Genomic DNA, 22,021 nt, shown 5'->3' on the forward strand with positions numbered 1-22,021 from the left:
TCAAAAACTAATATATTTGTAAAGTTAATAAAAATAGAGAAATGCGAAAATTTACTACTTCTAAAATTCTCTTTTTATTTACTTTATTGAGCGCAGGATTTGTCAATGCACAGACTACTGATAGTAAAGTAATAAAAAAAGAATCAAAGTTTATTAAAAAATCTCCGGAAGAACTTGCTAAATCAAATGGTTTTGACAGATGTTCTACTGTAGAGTATGAAAATTATCTGAAAGCAAAGTATCCTAGTAGGATGACCAATGATGAGTTTGAAGCTTGGCTGGCTCCTTTGGTGGAAAGAGCACGTGAGAATAAGTCTCAGAATGGAGGTATCGTTACAATTCCTGTAGTGGTACACGTAATTCATAGTGGACAAAATGTAGGAGTTGCACCGAATATTGTTGATGAGCAGGTGATGTCTCAAATTGCAGTTATGAACAACGACTACAGAAGAATGGCAAATACGCCGGGATTTAATACAAATCCTGTAGGCGCAGATGTGATGATTCAATTTGCTTTAGCAAAAGTAGATCCTAACGGAAATCCTACAAATGGGATTGACAGGGTAAACCTTTGCCAGGATAACTGGTCTCAGGATGCTATAGATAATGTTGTGAAACCACAGACTCTGTGGGATCCTACCAAATATATGAATATGTGGAGTGTGAATTTTGCAGATGCATCTTTGTTAGGATATGCACAGTTCCCTTCCAACTCAAACCTTCCCGGCCTTAACCCAAACATGGGCCTTGCAAGTACTGATGGAGTGGTAGCTAACTTTGCAACATTCGGAAGCAGTGATTATGATACTAATAATACATTCATGCTGTCTGCTCCATATGACAAAGGAAGAACAATGACTCACGAAGTAGGTCACTTTTTAGGTCTAAGACATATCTGGGGTGACGCTGCCTGTGGTGATGACTATTGTACAGATACACCTACAGCACATGGTGCCAACTATGTTTGTAACCCTTCAATAGCAAGTTGTACTAACCCTGCAGTTTTTGAAATGGTTCAGAATTATATGGATTATACTAATGATACCTGTATGAATATCTTTACCATCAACCAGAAAGACAGGATTACAGCAGTAATGAATAATTCTCCAAGAAGAAAAGAGCTTAAAACTTCTGTTGCTGACATTGCAATTCCATTATTTGCAAATGATGCTGAAGTGAAAATTGACGGAGGCTGTGCAATCGGAAGCTGTGGTAATGGTGTTCTTCGTTTATCATTATATAATAGAGGAACAAGTAACCTGACTGCTGCTACAATTTCTTATTCATTCAATGGTGGGGCTGCCCAGACTTATAACTGGACAGGTAACTTGGCTCAGGATAAATTTAGCGTGATCACTATTGCTGTTCCTGGTTCTGTAGCTTCATCTCCCGTTACTGCAACAATTACATCTGTAAATGGTGCCGCTGATCAAAGAAGTACAAATAATACTGCAAGTGGTAACTATATCAAGCCTCCTCAACCACAATATTATGCGAATGCAAACACTGTTATTTTCAAATTGCAGAGAGACTATTTTGGAACAGAAACACAGTGGACTCTAAAAAACAGTGCCGGACAAATTGTTAAATATGGTGGTCCTTACCCTGATGTAGATAATCCAACCCCAACGACTCCGCTACCTGCATTAATCACTCAGACCTGGACGCTAGCTCCGGACTGTTATGTGTTCACGATTTCCGATGCATATGGTGATGGTTTAGATTACGGAGGATATGTAGATTTAACTACAGGTTCTGGTACAGTAATCTATCATGCGGATACTGATATCCTTGATTATGGTACAAAATCATTTACCACTCAGGTTTTAGCGACAAACGAAGTAGTTAAAGACAATTTTGGTATTTATCCTAACCCGGTTAATGATATCCTGAATGTAACTAAAGTTTCCAACAAGGCTACTTTTGAAATTCATAATACCGTAGGGCAGATCGTAAAAAGCGGTGTGATCAATAACAACCAGGTCAGAGTGGCTGATTTAGTGAAAGGAGTATATATTATTTCAATAAAAGATAATAACATTTCCGAAAGCATTAAGTTCATCAAGAAATAATAAAAATCATTTTAAATATTTAGAATCCTCAGGAAAACCCTGAGGATTTTTTTATTCTGAATTCATAATTTAAATTATTGTGGATATTGTATAAAAAAAATAGTTAAACCTATAATTTAGTAATAAAAAATGATTAGATTTGTACAATTAATATAATATATTGAGAAAGTTATGAAGAAAATTTTTACTTCTTTCTTTCTTCTCTGTTTGTTTGCGATAACCAGTGCACAGTGGAGTCCGACGTCATTCAGGGGGGAAAAAATCAGGGGGAGTTCTGAAATTAAGAACTATTACTCTTTAGACATTTCCTTATTAAAGTCTCAATTGGCAAAAGCTCAGGAAACGGGCAGGAACGCAAAACCTGTCACGATCTCATTGCCAACTTTAGATGGGAAAATTGAAAAATTTGCTGTCTACAGCTTTCCGGTTGTAGTAAAAGAACTGGCAGATCAGTATCAATTAGGATCTTATGTAGGAGTCGGGATCGATGATCCTGGCAAATACCTGAGATTTAGTTTGGCGCCTGATGATTTTCAGTCGATGATTATCAAAAACGGTAAGTCAGAATTTTTAGAACCTCTGAATAGAGAAAAGACGGTTTATGGTGTGCACCCAAAAACTGACAAAAGTGGTGAAGGATTTTTGTGTTCTATGAATGAAAGCCTTCTATCTAAACAAGAAATAGCTAAGCTTTACGAAAAAGGATCTGCATTTAACAATCAAACCACTAATTTTTCCAAGTCTTCTGACAAGAAGTACAGAACAATGAGATTGGTGATGTCTGTAACAGGAGAATATACCCAGTTTCACGGGGGTACTGTTGCAGGAGCTTTAACGGCTATTAATGCTACTTTAACCAGAGTAAACGGAGTTTTCGAAAAAGATTTCGCATTACATTTAAACTTGCAGAACTTTCCGAATGTAATTTATACAAATGCTGCTACAGATCCTTACTCCCCGGCTGCAACCGGAGCTGGAGGCGCCTGGAACCTGGAACTGCAAAATACACTGACTGCCAATGTAGGAAACGCCAATTATGATATCGGGCATTTATTTGGTGCTTCAGGAGGTGGAGGTAACGCAGGATGTATCGGATGTGTATGTATAAATCCTACACCGGCTGTTCCGAAAGGAAAAGGTTCAGGATATACTTCTCCCGCAGATGGAATTCCGCAGGGAGATAACTTTGATATCGATTTTGTTGCTCACGAAATTGGTCACCAATTGGGAGCTAATCATACATTCTCTCATGGTCTTGAAGGAGCAGGAGTGAATATGGAACCGGGTTCAGGTTCTACTATCATGGGTTATGCCGGTATTACCGGTCCCAATACAGATGTTCAGCCGCATTCGGATGATTATTTTCATATTGCAAGTATCAAGCAGGTTCAGGCTAATCTGATCAGCAAGACTTGTGACATAGAAACTGCAACTACCAATAATCCACCGGTAATTGCTGCTTTACCTACTTATAACATTCCAAAAGGAACAGCATTCGTTTTAACAGCCTCTGCTACCGATGCAGAAAATGATCCGATGACCTATGCCTGGGAAGAAGTGGATAATGCGGGTGTTACTATTAATAAAAATAATTTAGGAACTACTGCAACAGGAGCTACGTTCAGATCATTTGAACCTACAGTAAGCCCTACAAGATATTTTCCTAAATTATCTTCAGTACTGGCCGGAGTTCTTAACAACTCAAACAACGGATGGGAATCTGTCTCTACAATAGCAAGAACAACCAAGTTTTCTGTAACGGTAAGAGATAACAATCCTGCTGCCAATCAACAACAGACACAATTTGCCGAGCAAACCATTATCGTAGGAAATGATGGCCCTTTCAAAGTGACTACAGCTACGGTTTATAACAACGGCCCTACCACTGTAACCTGGGATGTAGTCAATACAACTGCAGCTCCTTATAATGTTGCTAACGTAAAAATTGATTACACCATAGATAATGGAGTAACGTGGACTACTTTGTCTGCTTCTACAGCCAATGACGGAAATGAGTCATTGAATTTCGGAGCTTTAACTGTTGGTTCTACGGTTAAAATCAGAGTAAGTTCTATCGGAAATGTATTCTATGCAATTGGTAGTGCCAACGTAGCAAGTTTAGCGGCTTGTACAAGTGCGCCTCCTACAGGTGTAGTAGTTTCTGGTGTTACCCAGACTCAGGCTTCTGTTGCATGGGCAGCTTCTGCCGGAGCAACTTATGTTATCCAGTATCGTCCTGTAGGATCTACAACATGGATTACTGTTACTTCAAATACCAACTCTATCCTTTTAACCGGATTAACAGACGGTATCCAATATGAAGTACAGGTAGCCAATGTATGTTCAGGTACTCAGGGTGCTTTCTCTGCTTCAGTGAATTTCACTACTCCAGGGTTGAATTACTGCCAGATGCAGTCAAGTAACTTTAATGATGAATATATTGCTAATGTTACAGTAACTCCGAATGGAGCAGCTACGATGAGTAATACATCTGCAGGAAGTACATATACAGATTATACAACAACACCAAGTGCTTTGGTAAATCTGGTAATTGGTTCTGCAGCAAATAATATTTCTGTTACGAAAGGATGGTCAGGTACTACCTTCAGTGAAGCAGTAGGTGTTTGGATTGACTTTAACAGAAACGGAACTTTTGAACCGGGAGAACAGGTTATGAACTCTCCGGCAAACACAACCACCCCTGTTACAGCTACTTTTTCGGTGCCTGCAACTGCTTATAACGGGCCTTCTACCACAAGAATGAGAGTTGTATTACAATACAATACCTCTCCGACAATGTGTCAGAATTTTACTTATGGTGAAGTAGAAGATTATGCTGTAAAATTAATTCAGCCGATACCATGTACAAGTAATGCACCACTTAACCTTAGTGTATCTAACCTTACTGCAACATCTGCATATGTAATGTGGGATCCTGCTATCGGGGCAACTTATATATTAGAATACAGAAAGGTGGGAGATCCTACCTGGACACAAGTTCCTTTAACGGTAAATGCATATACCATTAACAACTTAACTGAGCAGACTCAATATGAAGTTCGTGTAGCTTATGTTTGTTCAGGTACTACAGGAACATTTACTGCTCCGCTTCAGTTTACCACACCGGCAGTAACGTATTGTAATGCCACTCCGGGTAATAATGATAACGGATATATTTCTAACGTTAAGATTACTCCTACCAACTCATACATCATGAGTAATGCTTCAGGAGCAGATACTTATACAAACTATTCTGCCGATCCTACTAAATTAGTAACACTGGTTCGTGGATCTGCAAATAACGGAGTATCAATCAGCAAATCCTGGCTTACAAATACATCCTCATTAGCCGTTGGGGTATGGATTGATTATAACAGAAACGGTATATTTGAAACAAACGAAAGAATAATAAGCTCAGGTACAAGTACAACAACGCCTATCAATGCTACGTTTACGGTACCGGCTACTGCTTATAACGGGCCGTTAACTCTTAGAATGAGAGTAATTGTTGCAACATCTACAATTAATGACCCTTGTGCAAACCCTAATAACGGGGAGATTGAAGATTATGCTGTTAGAATTGTAGATCTGCAGCCATGTTCTACAGCAGCACCTGCGCCAATTACAGTTTCTAACGTTACTGCGTCTACAGCGGTAGTTTCTTGGTTAGGTGCTACAGGAGCAACATATGCTCTTAGATATAAAGCAGTAGCAGCTGCAACCTGGACTACAGTAAACCCTGTACCTGCACCAGGTAACAGTTATACAATCCTTAACTTAAATGCTACAACTCAATATGAGGTACAGGTAGCTACAATTTGTGGAGGTACTCAAGGGCCTTGGTCTGCTTCTTTAAACTTTACAACAGCAGCAATAAGCTATTGTCCTATTGCTCCGGGAAGTGTAAATAACGGTTATATTAATAACGTTACAGTAACACCTACGAACTCTACGCTGATGATCAATAACTCAGCAGCGAGTACATATACGGATTATTCTGCTGATCCTACCAAACTGATTACTTTTGTTCGTGGTTCCGCAGGAAATAACCTGTCAATAGGAAGAACGATCTTATCAAGTACTTATGCTACTTCAGCCTGGATAGATTATAATGGAGATGGTATTTTTGACAATACCACTGAAAGAGTGATGAACCTTGGGTTCTCTTCTACCACTCCGGTAACTTCTACTTTCACAGTTCCTGCTACGGCTTATACCGGAACGAATATTGTGAAAATGCGTGTTGTAGTTTATTTCAACACAATTAACGATCCATGTCAGAACCTTTCCAACAGTAATGGGGAAGTTGAAGACTATGCAGTTAAATTTGTAGATATTCAGCCATGTACTACAGCTCCGCCAAGTAATATCACTGTAACAAACATTACAGCGACTACTGCGAATGTATCTTGGTTAGCATCTACAGGAGCTACGTATGTACTAAGATGGAGACAGGGAACTACAGGAGCCTGGACAGTTGTCGACCCTGTACCTGCACCAGGTAACAGCTACACAATTTCAGGACTTACCGAGCAGACTGCTTATCAGGTTCAGGTAGCTACAAGATGTGGTGGTGTTTTAGGAGGATATTCTGCTTCAGTGCCGTTTACTACTACTCCGATTACCTATTGTAATATGACAGGTACCGGAGATAACGACCACATTTCTAATGTAACAGTTACTTCCATTAATGCTGGTATTGCTCCAATGAGTAATACTTCGGTACAGACAAACTATATCAGTTATACAACACCTGCAACACTTGTTAACCTGGAAATCGGTTCTAACGGAAACAAACTTTCCGTAGCAAAAGGTTGGACAGGTGCAACAAATAATGATGCTGTAAGTGCTTGGATTGACTTTAACAGAAACGGGGTATTTGAAAACAATGAGCAGATCATGGCATCTGCAGCAAGTACAACGACGCCTGTAACAGCTACATTCAATGTGCCTTCTACTGCTTATAACGGTCCTTTGGCTACAACGATGAGAGTGGTACTTAAGCGTTCGAGTTCTCCTACAATGTGCCAGATTGCTGTGAATGGAGAAGTAGAAGATTATGCAGTAAGATTAAGACCATGTGCTACAGCTACACCGGGTAACCCTACTTTTAACACGATTACTCATACTTCAGCAATCGTTAACTGGACAGGCGCACCGGGCAGTCTTACTTATGTATTACAGTACAGACCTCTTGGGTCTACTACCTGGACCTCTGTGAATGTGTCAACACTTCAGGGTAACCCGCCTATTACGTTAACCAATTTAACGCCTGCTACTACATATGAGGTTCAGGTGGCTGCGAATTGTGGAACTACACCGGGAACATTTACCCCAATCAAAACATTTACAACAAGATGTGATCCTACCCCTCCAAACGTAACAATCAGTAATGTGACTACAAACTCTGCTGTTGTTACCTGGGCACCAATTGCACCTAGTTCAACATATGTGTTAAGATACAGAGTCGTAGGAACAACAACATGGATTGATGTAACAGTACCAACTCCTCCGGGAAATACGTACACTCTTACAGGTCTTGATCCTTATACTACATATGAAGTTCAGGTAGCGAATAAATGCGTTGGTGAAACAACAATCAACCCATATTCAAATCCTAAAGTATTTACTACAGAAAGAACATGCGAACTGCCTCCTCCGGGATTAACAATCACTAACTTAACTCCTACAACAGCAGTAGTGGTTTGGGATCCGTTCCCGGGATCAACATATATCTTCAGATATAGAAAAGTAGGTATTCCAAGCTGGACGACAATTCCTGTAGCAACAAATACTTATACACTTACCGGATTAACAGAAGAAACTAAGTATGAAATGCAGGTTGCGAACATATGTAACGGTACGCCGGGTGCATTTACTCCGCCTTATTTCTTTACTACTCCTAAAGTAACCTACTGTCAGGTAGATCCGGATAATGCAACGGAAGAATATATTTCTAATGTTACTGTAAAACCAACTGATAAGCCTCAGATGTCTAATGATTCAGATGCTAAAACTTATTCAGACTTTACAGGTATTCCTGAGAAATTTATAGAACTTGTTCAAGGTTCTACGGGTAATCAGATTTCTATTACCAAATCTTGGCAGGGAGCTACATATGATGAAGGAGTTGCTGTATGGATCGACTTCAACAGAAACGGATATTTCGATATTAACGAAAGAATCGTTGCTGCTGCTCCGAATCAGACAGCTACCATTACTGGAACATTCAGTGTGCCGGCAGATGCATTTATCAGCCTGACAGACTACAAATATGTAGTAATGAGAGTGGCAATGCAGAGAGGTGGTATCCCTGTAAACTGTACTAGTTTTGATAACGGAGAAGTTGAAGATTATACGGTAAGAATTTCTAAGAAATTAATACCTAACCCGGTGAATCAAACTGAAATCCTGATTTACCCTAACCCGGTAAGCTCAGTATTGTATGTGAAGAATATCAGCAAAAAAGCGAATTATAAACTTTACAATGCAGCAGGTCAGCTTGTATCTCACGGAATTATCTTAAACAATAAGATCGACGTTAGCAGATTGATAAACGGAGTATATGTAATCGACATCGAAGATGGTGACGTTACCGCTCAAAAGAAATTTATCAAAGAATAATTAAATAGAATAAGCTCTCAGAAATGAGAGCTTATTTTTTATTACTGGCCATAAAAAACCGTTAGAAATTTCTAACGGTTTTTTTTATTCTATTTCGAAGATGATCCTTTCGGTTTGTTCCTTTAAATCCTCTAAATTGGTATTATTGTATATAATACAGTCTGCAAGCTTGATCTTGTCTTTTTCAGGCATTTGCCGCTCCATAATAGTCTCCACTTCACGGTAAGTCTTCCCGTCCCTGTCCATTACCCTTTTAGTTCTTATATTATCCTGGGCTGTTACCAATACAGATTTATAGCATTGCTTATTAAGCTTCAATTCGAACAATAAGGCAGTTTCTTTAAAAACTAAATATTTAGACTGCTTTTTTACCCATTCCTCGAAATCGATTCTTACGGCAGGATGAATAATAGCATTTAATTTCTGCAATAAATCATTGTCATTAAATACTTTTTCTGCAACAAATTTACGGTCATAGAATCCATTGTTATCGTAAGATTCATCACCTAAAAGCTCTCTGATTTTGATCTTTAAGGCCTCATTATCATTCACAATATCTTTTGCCCTTTCATCGGAATAATAAACCGGAAACCCGAATTCTTCAATAAAATGGGCAACCGTAGTTTTTCCCGAGCCGATTCCGCCCGTTAATCCGATAACCTTGGGAGCTGGTTCCGGTTCTGTTTTCTTAGTTTCTGAATGTAATTCTTCCATAGCTGTTAATATCCGAAAACATCATTAAAACTATAAGTCTCATCGAGTCTTATCCCTTTTTCAGTCATTTTTAAACTTGCCAGTTCATGGTGTGCATCATGCTCGAAAAATAATAAATATTCATTATCGATGCATTGCTTAAGGAATTTTCCTTTTTCTTCCATTGTCAATAGAGGCCTGGTATCGTATCCCATCACATATACCGGGTTGATGTGCCCTGCGGTAGGAATAAGATCTGCTGCAAAAACAATAGTCTTTTCCTGATATTGAATTACCGGAAGCATTTGTTTCTCCGTATGTCCGTCCACAAAAATCACATCTATTTTCAGATCCGGGGCAAAACCGTAATTTCCGGTTGTCGGAAGTGGTAAAAAGTTCAGTTGGCCACTTTCCTGCATTGGGATGATATTTTCTTTTAAAAAGCTGGCTTTTTCTCTTGCATTAGGTTCAGTAGCCCATTGCCAGTGATTTTCATTAGTCCAGAACTGGGCATTTTTAAAAGCAGGTCTGTAGCCTGTTCTGTTATCATTCCATTCAATTGCACCACCACAATGGTCAAAATGAAGGTGAGTTAAGAAAACATCCGTAATGTCCTCCTTTACAAAACCGTATTTCTTTAAATTTTTATCTAAATTATCGTCTCCCCAAAGAGAATAATGCCCGAAGAATTTGTCATCCTGCTTATTTCCAAGGCCACAATCTACAAGGATAAGCTTTTTACCGTCTTCGATAAGCAATGAGCGTGTTCCCAGTTCAATTAAGTTTCTTTCGTCTGCAGGGTTGGTTTTTTCCCACAGACTCTTTGGGACGACTCCGAACATGGCGCCGCCATCCAGTTTAAATTTTCCACATTGTATTGGATATAGTTTCATATAATATGATGTTTATAATGTTTTTATTTCTTTAATAATTTCATTTTTTCAGCAATCCTTTTACCGTTATCATCAGTTTCTTCAAGTTGAGAAATGATGTTCAGGTAATCTGCCTCTTTTCTGTTTTGTGACAGTTTCTGCTTAATAAATATTTCTGTCGGAATCACTTTAATACCAAAAGCTCCCTTCATTTCCTTTTCCACGAATTCTTTTCCCATGTCTTTCACCATTACCGGGCATTGCTGGAATTTCTCATATTTATAAGTCAGTTTTTCTAAATGGTTGTAAAGTTCTTCCCGGGTCATCAGTTCAACCTTTCCGGAAATCTGTACCGCCTCATAATTCCAGGTAGATACATTCATGTGATCATACCAGCTGCTGGAAATATATGCATGAGCTCCTAAAAAATCGCAAAGAATATCGTCGCCGTTTTTCAGGGTTTTTGCCTGCGGATTGGCCCGGGAAATATGAGTTTCCAGGTAGAAGTGTTCAGGATGATCTTCATTAAGCATCATCATTGAGTGCGTTGCTCTTATCTTGTCTACCGAAGATATTAATAATGCAAAAGCATTTTCATTAATGATTTCTTTCATTAAAGTATAATCTTCGCTTCTGTATAATTTAGGTATAAACATAAATTTCTGTTAAAAACTCTAAACCTTAAACTGTTAAACCTTGAACTAAAAAAGCTCTCCGGGATTTTTAGGAAGAGTAATATTTAAATGTTTGTAAGCTTTTTCTGTCACTTCCCTGCCTCTTGGGGTACGGATGATAAAACCTTCCTGGATAAGAAAAGGCTCATAAACTTCTTCCAGGGTTTCCGGATTTTCTCCGATCGATGTGGCCAAAGCCGAAATACCGACGGGCTTCCCTCTGAAGTTTTCAATCATGACGCGCATGATTTTATTATCCATTTCATCCAAGCCGAATTCATCTACATTTAAAGAGTTCAGGGCATATTTCGTAATGTTGATTTCAATTTCACCATTCCCTTTTATTTCAGCAAAATCACGAACCCTTCTTAATAAGGCATTCGCAATTCTGGGTGTTCCACGGCTTCTTCTCGCAATCTCTATTGCAGCATCTTCGTAAATTTTTACACCTAACACCCTTGAGCTTCTGATGATAATCATGGATAAAAGCTCAATTGTATAATATTCCAGCCTGCTTTGAATACCAAACCTTGCCAGCATGGGTTTAGTCAGCATCCCGCTTCTTGTTGTAGCTCCTACCAAAGTAAAAGGATTCAAACCAATCTGAACACTTCTTGCATTCGGACCGGTTTCCAGCATGATATCGATTTTATAATCTTCCATTGCAGAATACAGATATTCTTCCACCACAGGTGATAGACGGTGAATTTCATCAATGAAAAGCACATCGTTTTCCTCAAGATTGGTCAACAAACCGGCTAAACTTCCGGGCTTATCCAAAACAGGACCAGATGTAATTTTACAATTTACCCCCAATTCATTGGCAATAATATTGGCTAAAGTCGTTTTACCCAGCCCCGGTGGGCCATGCAATAGAACATGATCGAGTGCTCCACCACGTTTTTTCGCTGCAGTAACAAAAACTTCAAGATTTTCCAGTGTTTTCCTTTGTCCTGCAAAATCTTTAAAACTCTGGGGACGAATCTGTTCTTCCTGTAAGAGTTCTTCACGGGAGTAATTGTCTTTATCTGGATGTAAAAAATCGGGCATGAAATATTTTTTAGTCAGTTATTCTGCAACGGGCGAATAAAATTCTCCATTTTCTATAATAATTTTGTCACCGGCTTGATTTTCCAAGGTTCCTTTAAATGTTCCCTTCACAGATTTTCCAAACTCTGTTATTGTCATATAAAAATTATTCTGAGTATGTATTTTGGAGGTAAAATTATCTCCCGGACTTGATGTTTTATAAAATTCAGCAATTACATTATCATTCGGTTCATCAAATGTTCTGGGCGTGATCGTAATGTTTTGCTGCGACCCCTGAGCCCCTTCTGGTTCATTTATTTTCAAAAATAAAGCGGGATACATATTATCTTTTGGATTATTTTCTGAAAAGGACATGCTAATACTTGTAATTTGCCCTTGAGAATTTTTGCTTTTTCCTATTCCATATCTATAATTGAAAACACGTGTTTCTCCATTCATTTTTGCTTTGATATAATACTTCACCTCCTCATTACTATCATCATTATCATTTTTACATGAAATTAAAGTTAGTGAAAACATCATAAAGGTAAAGGCTAATGAAAATATTTTCTTCATTCTTTTTTATTAATTTTTTGATATTAAAGATATAAAAAATATCCAAAAAGGCTTATTTTAGAGACTTCAAAGTTAAGGAAATAAAATAATGAAATTAATTGGTCCCTTCAAGCAGGTTGTAACCCTTGCCAATCTTCCGTTAAGAGGAAAACTTTCTGATGAACAACTTGAAATTATTGTTGATGGAGGAATTTTAATGAATAATGATAAAATTCAGCAGGTCGGAAATTTTGAAAGATTAAAATCAGAAAATCAAAATATAGAAGTTGAGACTGTTGAAGGAGAGCAAATCGTTCTTCCTGCCTTTGTAGATTCACACACGCATATTTGCTTTGGTGGGAACCGTGCCAATGATTTTGCCATGCGTAATGCCGGAAAAACCTATCTTGAAATTGCCGAAAGTGGAGGCGGAATCTGGAGCTCCGTTCAGCATACGAGAAATGCCTCAGAAAAAGAATTATTAAAAACATTGTTGGAAAGAATTGATTTTTTAATTTCTCTAGGAATTACAACGATTGAAGTAAAAAGTGGGTACGGATTAGACGTAGAGAACGAGTTGAAAATGCTTCGAATAATTAAAAAAGCTCAGGAACAGACAAAAGCAACCTTAGTTCCGACCTGTCTTTCTGCCCATTTGAAACCAAGAGATTTTGACGGAAACAATGAAGAATATCTGCAATATATTTTAACTGAAATTTTACCGAAAGTAAAAGATGAAAGCTTGGCAAAACGGGTCGATATTTTTATTGAAAAATCTGCCTTCCAGCCGGAAGAAAGTAAAGATTTTCTTCTTAAAACTAAAGACTTAGGTTTTGAGATTACAGTTCATGCCGATCAGTTTACACCCGGAAGCTCAAGAATAGCGGTTGAAGTTGGTGCAAAATCAGCAGACCACCTGGAAGCTACGGTTGATGAGGATATTGATTTTTTGGCGAAGTCTGATACCGTGGCAACAGCACTTCCCGGAGCCAGTTTAGGATTAGGGGAAAAATTTACACCAGCCAGAAAATTACTGGATGCAGGAGCTATTGTTGCCATTGCCAGTGACTGGAATCCCGGATCGGCCCCGATGGGAAATTTAATTGCCCAGGCTTCTATTTTAGCAACCTATGAAAAATTAACCACAGCAGAAGTTTTAGCCGGAATCACTTTCCGCTCTGCTTTTGCTCTTGGTCTTGAAGACAGAGGAAGATTGAAAAGCGGTTTAAAAGCGGATTTTGTAACCTTTAAAACCAATAACTTTCAGAATATTCTTTATAATCAGGGAAGTTTGAATGCTGAGAGTATTTATATAAACGGAAATACAATTTAAAATCCGTTTGGTGGCTTCGAGAGCCTCTGCCACCAAACGGTAAAACATAAAAACATCACATTGGTGGCTGAGGCTCCCGAAGCCACACCATCTTATAATTATCAAAATAATGAGTAATATCTGGCAGGGAAGATTAGATGGCGAAGAACCTCTTTTCCATAGAATATTTCAGAGAGCAAAAGAAGAGAACAATTACGATACTATCTCAACGAATGATTTCGTTTTACACGGGTTTGCCGTAGATGAAGGAGTAAGGAGAAATAAAGGAAGATTGGGAGCAAAAGATGCACCGGATGTAATCAGGAAAAATATGTCTAATTTTCCTGTTATTCTTCCGGATTTTTCATTACTCGATTTTGGAAATATCACATGTGATGACGGAAATTTAGAATATACCCAGAATACACTTGCAAAAAATATATCGAAAGTTCTTTTAAAGGGTGGAAAATCATTGGTTTTAGGAGGTGGGCATGAAGTGACCTACGCCCATTATTTAGGTATTAAAACAGCTTTTCCTGAACAGAAAATCGGGATTATTAATATTGATGCTCATTTTGACAACAGACAGCCTGAAAATGAGATTGGGGTAAGTTCAGGAACCGGATTCTGGCAGATTGCGCAGGAAGGAGAAATTAATTCTTTGCATATCGGAATTCAGAGAAATTCAAATACCTTAAAATTATTTGATACTGCCCATCAGTTCGGAATGAAATATATCCTGGCAGATGAGTTGTTTTTTGATAATCTTCCTTCAATTTATCAGCGTATAGATGATTTAGTGGAAAGTGTAGACTTCGTTTACCTTACGATCTGCATGGATGTTTTCAATGCGTCCATTGCTCCCGGAGTTTCGGCTTCTGCCTATAACGGAATTTTTGCAGATGCTGCTTTCATGCATTTTTACAGACACATATTGAAAAATAATAAGCTTATTGCATTAGATGTGGCGGAGGTTAACCCGGTTTATGACATCCAGGACAGGACGGCCCGGCTGGCAGCATGTCTTGTCAATGAATGGTTTATGGTTTAAACGGTGAAAATATATTCTTCCGATAGAGAAAATCATTGTTTTATTTAACCTTAAGGAATAAAATTTGTTGCTTTCATCATGCTTTTTCAAAAAGGGGCATTATAAATTCATTCTTTGAATTTAAAATAAAAATTATAATATGGAACAGTTAATTGAAAATAAGCTCATTAAGGCAGATCAGACTTTTTCAGAATGGAAAAAAACACCATTTGAAGAAAGACAGAAACTGATAGCAAAAATGGCTGGAATTTTAAAAAGTAATTCGGAAAAATTTGGTAAAATTATTACCAAAGAAATGAATAAACCCATTTCACAATCAATTGCAGAGATTGAAAAATGTGCTTTAATGATGAATTATTATGCAGATACAGATAATATTTTAAAACCTGAAAAAGTAGATTCCGAATACCATTATTCTGAAATACATTATATTCCCAAAGGAGTTATTCTTGGAGTAATGCCCTGGAATTTTCCTTTCTGGCAGGTATTGAGATTTGCTACACCTGCAATTCTGGCAGGAAATACAGTGGTTTTAAAACACGCATCCATATGCTTCGGAAGCGGAAATGCTATTGAAAAAATATTTTGGGAAGCCGGTTTTGCTGAGGGAATTTTCCAGAACCTGGAGGTTGGCCATAAAGAAGTAAAGGAAATTCTTGAACATGATGCTGTAAAAGGAGTAAGCCTGACAGGAAGCGGAAGAGCAGGAGGTGAAGTGGCTTCAATAGCCGGGTTAAATGTTAAAAAATCTTTGCTGGAGCTGGGTGGAAGTGATGCTTTTATTATCCTGGATGATGCTGACCTGAACGAAGCGGCAAAAGTAGGCGCTCAGGCAAGGCTTCAGAATTGCGGACAAACCTGTGTTGCCGCAAAAAGATTTATCATTGACGAAAAAATTGAAGAGGAGTTCCTTCCGAAATTTATTGAAGAATATAAAAAATTTGTTCCGGGAGATCCCATGAATAAAGAAACAAAGCTGGCGGGAATGGCAAGGCCGGATTTAGCAGATGATTTAGAAAATCAGTTTAAAAAAGCTCTGGAGAACGGAGCTGAAATTATAATTCCTTTGGAGAGGATTTCGGCTAATGAATTTAAGCCGGGACTGATAAGAGTGCAGGAAGGAAATCCTATCCTTCAGGAAGAGCTTTTCGGACCTCTGGGAATGGTAATGGTCGCAAAAAATGATGCAGAAGTTTTACAGATGGCGAATGATATTCCTTTCGGGCTTTCTAATTCTGTATGGACTAAAAATAAAGACCGACAGCTATTTTTCATAGAAGGCCTTGAATCCGGAACAGTCAATATCAACAGAATGACGAGCTCTGACCCGCGTTTTCCTTTCGGTGGAACCAAAGCCTCAGGATATGGGACTGAGCTTTCTTTAATTGCTTTAAAAGAGTTTGTAACGCCAAAAACGATTGTCGGAAATTGATTTTTTGTAAAATGTATTAATGATTTTTCTATAATATATTATTGAAAAAATCTCCCGGAATTTCCGGGAGATTTTTATTTTATTCAAGAAAGCAAATTCATTTTTCTGCAATTTTGCCCTTTTGCTTTAGCTAAACCGTAGTTAATCTTAAAGTATTTGTTTTCCCACCTTCATATGATGGAGTTGCATTGATATTGATTACAAAATCTCCGGATTCAATATATCCGTGGTTGTGGGTAAGCATATTTACCTGGATAATGGTTTCATCGGTAGATTTCTTCATATCATAATAATAAGCGTGAACTCCCCAAAGCAGGTTCAGCATTGTGATCACCCGCTTATTGCCACTATATACAATAATATGCGAATTAGGTCTGTGCGCAGCAAGCTGGAAAGCTGTATATCCGGAATGCGTTAAAGTAACAATTGCAGAAACATTTGTTGTTTTAGCAATTCTTACGGCAGCCAGGCAAACCCTGTTTGTAATAAACCTTTCATCGATACAGTTGTAATCTTTTTCTATGGGTTCGTTTTTATGCTGGTAGAAATGAGTTTTCTCAATATTCTGTACAATTTTAGCCATGTTTTCAACTACCTGTACCGGATATCTTCCCACAGAGGTTTCTCCGGAAAGCATTACTGCATCAGCTCCATCCAATACCGAGTTGGCAACATCGTTTACTTCCGCTCTTGTAGGAGTTAAGCTGTTGATCATAGTTTCCATCATCTGGGTAGCAATGATCACCGGCTTGGAATAGAATCTTGCTTTTTCAACAAGGTTTTTCTGGATAGCAGGCACTTCTTCCATCGGAACTTCAACACCAAGATCACCACGGGCAACCATTAATCCGTCACACTCCAATAAAATTTCGTCAATATTTTTTACGCCTTCAGGCTTTTCAATTTTCGCAATAATAGGAGTTTTAAATTTACCATTCGGGTGCTTGTTGATTAGCTCTTTCAGATCAATAATATCCTGTGCATGACGTACAAAAGACAATGCAACCCAGTCTACTTCCATGTCAAGCATGAAATTAGCATCCTGAATATCTTTTTCAGTCAGAGCAGGAAGAGAAACGTTTGTATTAGGTAAGTTAACCCCTTTTTTAGAACTCAACGGTCCCCCTTGAATTGTTTTTGCTTTTACAGTGTCTATCTCATTGGTTTCAGTTACTTCCAAAACCAGTTTCCCATCATCAATAAGGATTCTTTCACCTACTTTTACATCTTGGGGAAACTGCTGGTAGGTCATAAAAACTTTTGTGGAGTCTCCTTCGATTTTTTCGTTGGTAAAAGTAAGAATATCACCAGGGTTAAGATAAGAACCTTCCTTTACAACCCCTACCCTTAGCTTAGGACCTTGTAAATCTCCCAGAATGCCCACAGAATATCCGTATTCCTTGTTAAGCTCTCGGATAATATTAATATTGGAACGAACTAATTCGTAATCTGCATGTGAAAAATTTATTCTGAAAATATCAACACCTGCTTTCATTAGTCCTAACATTACTTCTTTTGATGACGAAGCCGGCCCAAGTGTTGCGATAATTTTTGTTTTCTTTAAATACTTATTCATAATACTGGATAATTTGATAAAGTTCCTCTTCAGAACTTAATGTATAATCTTGAATTGGAAACACAAGATTTTCAGGGAGCAAAATTACGGAAAAATCAGGAAACTGTTCCGAACTATGCAGAATATATTCTACATCTACCTGATTATTTAATAAAAATTTAATGTTTTCTTCTTCTGCGAAGAGTTCTGTTTGTATTTTTTTTTGCTTACTTTCCGAACATTTGTTGGAAATGAAAGTAAAGCAGGTTTTTGTAAACTTGTGATAAGCCTCAAATCTTGGAAAAAAATAATCATAATAAAACCCGTGGAAGATCAGATCTTTTATTCTTGAAAACTTAAGATCATTATTTTGATTTATTCTGTAGAAAAACTCATGATCAGGTATACGTTTTGCTAATCTCACCAATCTTATGGCAATATCTTCAAATTCTATATCATCTAAATCATAAAGTCTTTGAATTTCCAAGTATGTTTTCTTTTTTATTTAAAATATAAAATGCTCTCTGCGCTGATTTTTCCTCTGCTTTTTTCTTAGAGGTTTCCGTAGCATTCGCAATCTTTTCGTCTCCTAGCCAAACATGACACCGGAACACGATAGACTTGTTGGCCTGTACTTCCTCACAAGTTTCATACTTTATATTGACCTTCTTTTTCTGGCTCCATTCCAGCAGAAGACCTTTGTAGCTTACAATCTTATTTTCAAGCTTGTTGATCTCGGTTGGTGTTAAAAGCCTTTCCAGAATGATTCTTCTGCACATATCATAATGAAAGTCTAAATACACTGCACCGATTAAGGCTTCGAATAAATTCCCGGAGATATTTTCCCCTAATGCTACAGAATTCTGCTTTTGTAAAAGATCCGTTAGCCTTAAGTCTTCCCCTAATTTATTAAGATTTTTCCTATTAACAATTTTAGATTTCATTTGTGTTAAATATCCTTCATTAGCCTGAGGATAAGTCTGGAACAAATGACACGAAATAATTGTACCCAAAACAGAATCTCCCAAAAATTCAAGCCTTTCGTAATTGCTGTCTTGATTTTTAGAAGAATTTTTAAGTGAAAAAGCCTCCCGGTAAAGAGCAACATTTTGCACCTCGGCACCTAACATCTTGCTGACTTCAGTACTGAGGAAATAATCTCTCTCCGTTAATTTTCTTTTTCTTTTTTTGAGAAGGAATTTAGAAAAGTATTTCTGTAACTCCATTCAGTAAATTTAGATTTTCGTAAATAGAACGCAAGCGTTGTGCCCACCAAACCCAAAAGTATTACTCATGGCTACTTTTACATCTTTCTTTACAGCTTCATTAAACGTAAAATTAAGTCTGCTGTCAATGTTTTCATCATCAGTAAAATGGTTGATGGTTGGAGGAACGATACCATGAATAATAGTTCCTAATGCAGCAATAGCCTCAATAACTCCTGCAGCACCCAGAAGGTGACCGGTCATTGATTTTGTAGAATTAATCTGAATGTCGTAAGCGTGCTCACCCAATAATTTTGAAATCGCATTGGATTCTGCAATATCTCCTAATGGAGTAGAGGTACCATGCATATTGATATGGTCTACTTCATCAGCAGTTAATCCTGCATCTTCCAGGCAATTTTTCATTACCAGATAAGCTCCTAAACCTTCAGGATGCGGGGCAGTCATGTGATGTGCATCAGCACTCATACCTCCTCCTTTTAATTCTGCATAAATGGTCGCACCGCGTTTTACTGCGTGCTCGTATTCTTCAAGAATGATACATCCTGCACCTTCACCCAGTACAAAGCCATCTCTGTCTTTGTCAAAAGGTCTTGAAGCTGTTTTTGGATCATCATTTCTTGTAGAAAGTGCCATCATTGCATTAAATCCACCAACACCACTTGCTGTAACGGCTGCTTCAGAGCCTCCGCATACAATAATGTCTGCTTTTCCAAGCTGGATAAGCATTTTAGAATCAATTATTGCATTTGCTGAAGAAGCACAAGCAGATACAGTTGTGTAATTCGGTCCGTGAAAACCATACTCAATAGAGATGTGTCCCGGAGTAATGTCCGCAATCATTTTAGGAATAAAGAAAGGGTTAAATCTTGGAATATCCGTATTTGCCCATCCTAAAACTTCTGTTTCAAAAGTCTCTAAACCTCCGATCCCGGAACCCCAGATTACGCCGACTCTGTTTTTATCTACATTGTCTTCAATAATTCCGGAGTGTGCTACTGCCTCTCTGGCAGCTACTAGCCCAAGCTGGGTATTTCGATCCATTTTTTTTGCTTCTTTCTTATCGAAATACTGCAAAGGATCAAAACCTTTCACTTCACAAGCGAACTTTGTTTTAAAGTTTGTGGCATCAAAAAGAGTAATCGGAGCAGCACCGCTCTCACCTTTAAGAAGATTTTCCCAGTATTCTTTTGCATTATTTCCAATCGGTGTTATTGCGCCAAAACCGGTTACAACTACTCTTTTTAATTCCATAAACTTTTTAAATTTTCTTTTTTGTTGAAGAATATTATTTATTTACTACTTCTTCGATATAAGCGATAGCGTGCCCTACAGTAGTAATTTTTTCAGCTTGATCATCAGGGATTTGAATATTAAATTCTTTTTCAAATTCCATGATTAGTTCAACTGTATCCAATGAATCAGCTCCTAAATCGTTAGTGAAGCTAGCTTCAGGAGTTACTTCTGTTTCTTCAACGTCAAGCTTATCAGCGATGATAGCTTTTACTCTTGATGCAATGTCTGACATAGTAAATTATTTTTTTAATTGTTAGATGCTGCAAATATATAAAATTCTTTACGATAAAACATTTTTTTAGTCTTTTTTGTGGGTAGACTATACTTATTTTACAACAGGAAGTTTTAGTGTTTTAGTTTTCAGGTGTTTATGTTTTGCCGGAATGGAATAGATGAATTGAATTATAAAAAATAATTTAAAAACAACTGAAAAAACGCAGCAGATGATATTGTAAAAGGGTTTTTGATGACTACTTTTTATTTGAGGGGGTCATGCTTCAATCAAAATTTGTCATTCATATTTAAGGGGAAAAAATAATTTTTGTTTTATAAGCATGGTTAAAACAGATACCCGTTTTTTGCATTAGATGACATCTTTAAATTAATGACTGTTTTAACAAAGCAGATTTGAGCTTTTTAACAAAACGAAAGGCCATCGTTTTAGCTGAAATTTGTATCAATAAAAATCAATTAAAAATGAAAAAAGTTTGGTTTATAACAGGAAGTTCAAAAGGCTTAGGTAAAAACCTTGTTGAAGCAGTATTATTAAAAGGAGATTATGCAGTTGCTACTGCCAGAAACCTTAAGGATTTGGAAGAGTTAGGAAAACAATATCCGGATCAGTTGTTTCCGGTGAAGCTGGATGTAGAGATCAGGGAAGAGATTCATTCCGCTGTTGAGGCGGCAATCAGCCATTTCGGACGTATTGATGTTCTGGTAAATAATGCAGGCTTCGGAATTACAGGAGCAGCGGAAGCATTTACAGATGAGCAGGTAAGAAGACAGCTTGAAGTCAATTTATTTGCACCGATACAGGTAACCAGGGCAGTACTGCCTTATATGCGTAAACAGTGTTCGGGACAGATTTTACAGGTGAGTTCTGTTGGAGGCAGGGTAGGAAATGCAGGGCTTTCTATTTATCAGGCAGCTAAATTCGGGCTGACAGGCTTTTCAGAATCGTTAAGTAAAGAAGTGCTTCCGCTGGGAATTAAAGTGACATCCATTGAGCCCGGCGGGTTCAGAACAGATTGGGCAGGTGCGTCGATGAGCTTTGCTGAAGAGATTGAAGGATATGAAAACACCGTAGGCAGTATTAAAGAATTTCTGTTATCAGGAAAATTTCTTCCGATGGGTGATCCGGCTAAAGCGGCTAAAGTAATGGTTGATCTTACAGACCATCCTAATCCGCCTCTTCATTTAATTTTGGGAAGTGAAGCCGCCGCAATTTTAAAAAGTACCGATCAGCTTAGAAAAGAAGAATTCGAAAAATGGCTGGATGTAAGCGTTTCAACTGATCATGATGAAGCTGTAAACGTCCTGGAATCAGAAGAAGGAAAAGTATTTTTAGCTAAAAAAGGAATCAAAGTAGACTGATATTAATAAGGATGAGGTTTGAAACCAGGTTATTTTA

The 22,021-nt window shown here is 37.8% G+C and carries 16 protein-coding genes; 6 read left to right on the top strand and 10 right to left on the bottom strand.

Going from position 1 to position 22,021, the window contains the following annotated elements:
• Positions 1-41: 41 nt before the first annotated feature.
• Together PMI13_RS21640 and PMI13_RS20770 are read left to right on the top strand one after the other, a co-directional pair.
• Positions 42-2,072, top strand: a complete 2,031-nt coding sequence (locus PMI13_RS21640; RefSeq protein ID WP_007846756.1) for a M43 family zinc metalloprotease — start codon at positions 42-44, stop codon at positions 2,070-2,072.
• A gap of 171 nt (positions 2,073-2,243) precedes the next feature.
• Positions 2,244-8,696, top strand: a complete 6,453-nt coding sequence (locus tag PMI13_RS20770) for a GEVED domain-containing protein (RefSeq protein WP_007846757.1) — start codon at positions 2,244-2,246, stop codon at positions 8,694-8,696.
• 84 nt (positions 8,697-8,780) lie between these two features.
• On the opposite strand, the gene coaE is transcribed toward PMI13_RS20770, so the two are convergent.
• Genes coaE through PMI13_RS18920 form a run of 5 tightly spaced genes read right to left on the bottom strand, consistent with a single transcriptional unit; the run spans position 8,781 to position 12,540 of the window.
• Positions 8,781-9,410 carry a dephospho-CoA kinase gene (gene coaE / locus PMI13_RS18900; protein WP_007846758.1) on the bottom strand — a complete coding sequence of 210 codons (630 nt, stop codon included), beginning with the start codon at positions 9,408-9,410 and terminating at the stop codon, positions 8,781-8,783.
• Positions 9,411-9,415: 5 nt separating this feature from the next.
• Positions 9,416-10,282, bottom strand: a complete 867-nt coding sequence (locus PMI13_RS18905; RefSeq protein ID WP_007846759.1) for an MBL fold metallo-hydrolase — start codon at positions 10,280-10,282, stop codon at positions 9,416-9,418.
• Positions 10,283-10,305: 23 nt separating this feature from the next.
• Complete coding sequence (locus PMI13_RS18910; RefSeq protein ID WP_007846767.1) at positions 10,306-10,917, bottom strand: FMN-binding negative transcriptional regulator; 612 nt, start codon at positions 10,915-10,917, stop codon at positions 10,306-10,308.
• Between the two features lie 45 nt (positions 10,918-10,962).
• Positions 10,963-11,985: a Holliday junction branch migration DNA helicase RuvB gene (gene ruvB, locus PMI13_RS18915; protein WP_007846769.1), complete on the bottom strand. Its 1,023-nt coding sequence runs from the start codon at positions 11,983-11,985 to the stop codon at positions 10,963-10,965.
• Between the two features lie 18 nt (positions 11,986-12,003).
• The gene (locus PMI13_RS18920; RefSeq protein ID WP_007846771.1) at positions 12,004-12,540 is read right to left on the bottom strand and encodes a hypothetical protein; all 537 of its coding nucleotides are present in this window, start codon (positions 12,538-12,540) and stop codon (positions 12,004-12,006) included.
• An 88-nt stretch (positions 12,541-12,628) separates the two neighbouring features.
• On the opposite strand from PMI13_RS18920, the gene hutI reads away from it, so the two are divergent.
• From hutI to PMI13_RS18935, 3 genes are all read left to right on the top strand, one after another.
• Positions 12,629-13,852: an imidazolonepropionase gene (hutI, locus tag PMI13_RS18925; protein WP_007846775.1), complete on the top strand. Its 1,224-nt coding sequence runs from the start codon at positions 12,629-12,631 to the stop codon at positions 13,850-13,852.
• A gap of 109 nt (positions 13,853-13,961) precedes the next feature.
• Complete coding sequence (gene hutG, locus PMI13_RS18930; RefSeq protein ID WP_007846780.1) at positions 13,962-14,882, top strand: formimidoylglutamase; 921 nt, start codon at positions 13,962-13,964, stop codon at positions 14,880-14,882.
• Positions 14,883-15,021: 139 nt separating this feature from the next.
• Positions 15,022-16,314 carry an aldehyde dehydrogenase family protein gene (locus PMI13_RS18935; RefSeq protein WP_007846783.1) on the top strand — a complete coding sequence of 431 codons (1,293 nt, stop codon included), beginning with the start codon at positions 15,022-15,024 and terminating at the stop codon, positions 16,312-16,314.
• Positions 16,315-16,444: 130 nt separating this feature from the next.
• On the opposite strand, the gene pyk is transcribed toward PMI13_RS18935, so the two are convergent.
• The 5 genes from pyk to PMI13_RS18960 are packed head-to-tail and all read right to left on the bottom strand — an operon-like array spanning position 16,445 to position 20,623.
• Positions 16,445-17,890 (bottom strand): pyruvate kinase, encoded by a 1,446-nt coding sequence (gene pyk / locus PMI13_RS18940; RefSeq protein ID WP_007846784.1) that lies wholly within the window; start codon positions 17,888-17,890, stop codon positions 16,445-16,447.
• A complete protein-coding gene (locus PMI13_RS18945) occupies positions 17,883-18,356 on the bottom strand; it encodes an IPExxxVDY family protein (RefSeq protein ID WP_007846786.1) in 474 nt (157 codons plus the stop codon). The genes pyk and PMI13_RS18945 overlap by 8 nt, the downstream gene beginning before the upstream one ends.
• Entirely contained in the window at positions 18,334-19,095 is a 762-nt protein-coding gene (gene rnc / locus PMI13_RS18950) for a ribonuclease III (protein ID WP_007846789.1), read from the bottom strand. The genes PMI13_RS18945 and rnc overlap by 23 nt, the downstream gene beginning before the upstream one ends.
• A gap of 9 nt (positions 19,096-19,104) precedes the next feature.
• The gene (fabF, locus tag PMI13_RS18955; protein WP_007846790.1) at positions 19,105-20,349 is read right to left on the bottom strand and encodes a beta-ketoacyl-ACP synthase II; all 1,245 of its coding nucleotides are present in this window, start codon (positions 20,347-20,349) and stop codon (positions 19,105-19,107) included.
• 34 nt (positions 20,350-20,383) lie between these two features.
• On the bottom strand, positions 20,384-20,623 hold the full coding sequence (locus PMI13_RS18960) for an acyl carrier protein (protein WP_002976354.1): 240 nt from the start codon (positions 20,621-20,623) through the stop codon (positions 20,384-20,386).
• 464 nt (positions 20,624-21,087) lie between these two features.
• On the opposite strand from PMI13_RS18960, the gene PMI13_RS18965 reads away from it, so the two are divergent.
• Positions 21,088-21,984: an oxidoreductase gene (locus tag PMI13_RS18965; RefSeq protein WP_007846797.1), complete on the top strand. Its 897-nt coding sequence runs from the start codon at positions 21,088-21,090 to the stop codon at positions 21,982-21,984.
• Positions 21,985-22,021: the final 37 nt, after the last annotated feature.

This window comes from Chryseobacterium populi (assembly GCF_000282115.1).
GTDB lineage: Bacteria > Bacteroidota > Bacteroidia > Flavobacteriales > Weeksellaceae > Chryseobacterium > Chryseobacterium populi.

What these genes read in the sequence shown, in the direction of transcription:
- PMI13_RS21640 (WP_007846756.1), top strand. Translation starts at nt 42, where the DNA reads ATGCGAAAATTTACTACTTCTAAAATTCTCTTTTTATTTACTTTATTG.
- PMI13_RS20770 (WP_007846757.1), top strand. Translation starts at nt 2,244, where the DNA reads ATGAAGAAAATTTTTACTTCTTTCTTTCTTCTCTGTTTGTTTGCGATA.
- coaE (WP_007846758.1), bottom strand. Translation starts at nt 9,410, where the DNA reads ATGGAAGAATTACATTCAGAAACTAAGAAAACAGAACCGGAACCAGCT.
- PMI13_RS18905 (WP_007846759.1), bottom strand. Translation starts at nt 10,282, where the DNA reads ATGAAACTATATCCAATACAATGTGGAAAATTTAAACTGGATGGCGGC.
- PMI13_RS18910 (WP_007846767.1), bottom strand. Translation starts at nt 10,917, where the DNA reads ATGTTTATACCTAAATTATACAGAAGCGAAGATTATACTTTAATGAAA.
- ruvB (WP_007846769.1), bottom strand. Translation starts at nt 11,985, where the DNA reads ATGCCCGATTTTTTACATCCAGATAAAGACAATTACTCCCGTGAAGAA.
- PMI13_RS18920 (WP_007846771.1), bottom strand. Translation starts at nt 12,540, where the DNA reads ATGAAGAAAATATTTTCATTAGCCTTTACCTTTATGATGTTTTCACTA.
- hutI (WP_007846775.1), top strand. Translation starts at nt 12,629, where the DNA reads ATGAAATTAATTGGTCCCTTCAAGCAGGTTGTAACCCTTGCCAATCTT.
- hutG (WP_007846780.1), top strand. Translation starts at nt 13,962, where the DNA reads ATGAGTAATATCTGGCAGGGAAGATTAGATGGCGAAGAACCTCTTTTC.
- PMI13_RS18935 (WP_007846783.1), top strand. Translation starts at nt 15,022, where the DNA reads ATGGAACAGTTAATTGAAAATAAGCTCATTAAGGCAGATCAGACTTTT.
- pyk (WP_007846784.1), bottom strand. Translation starts at nt 17,890, where the DNA reads ATGAATAAGTATTTAAAGAAAACAAAAATTATCGCAACACTTGGGCCG.
- rnc (WP_007846789.1), bottom strand. Translation starts at nt 19,095, where the DNA reads ATGGAGTTACAGAAATACTTTTCTAAATTCCTTCTCAAAAAAAGAAAA.
- fabF (WP_007846790.1), bottom strand. Translation starts at nt 20,349, where the DNA reads ATGGAATTAAAAAGAGTAGTTGTAACCGGTTTTGGCGCAATAACACCG.
- PMI13_RS18960 (WP_002976354.1), bottom strand. Translation starts at nt 20,623, where the DNA reads ATGTCAGACATTGCATCAAGAGTAAAAGCTATCATCGCTGATAAGCTT.
- PMI13_RS18965 (WP_007846797.1), top strand. Translation starts at nt 21,088, where the DNA reads ATGAAAAAAGTTTGGTTTATAACAGGAAGTTCAAAAGGCTTAGGTAAA.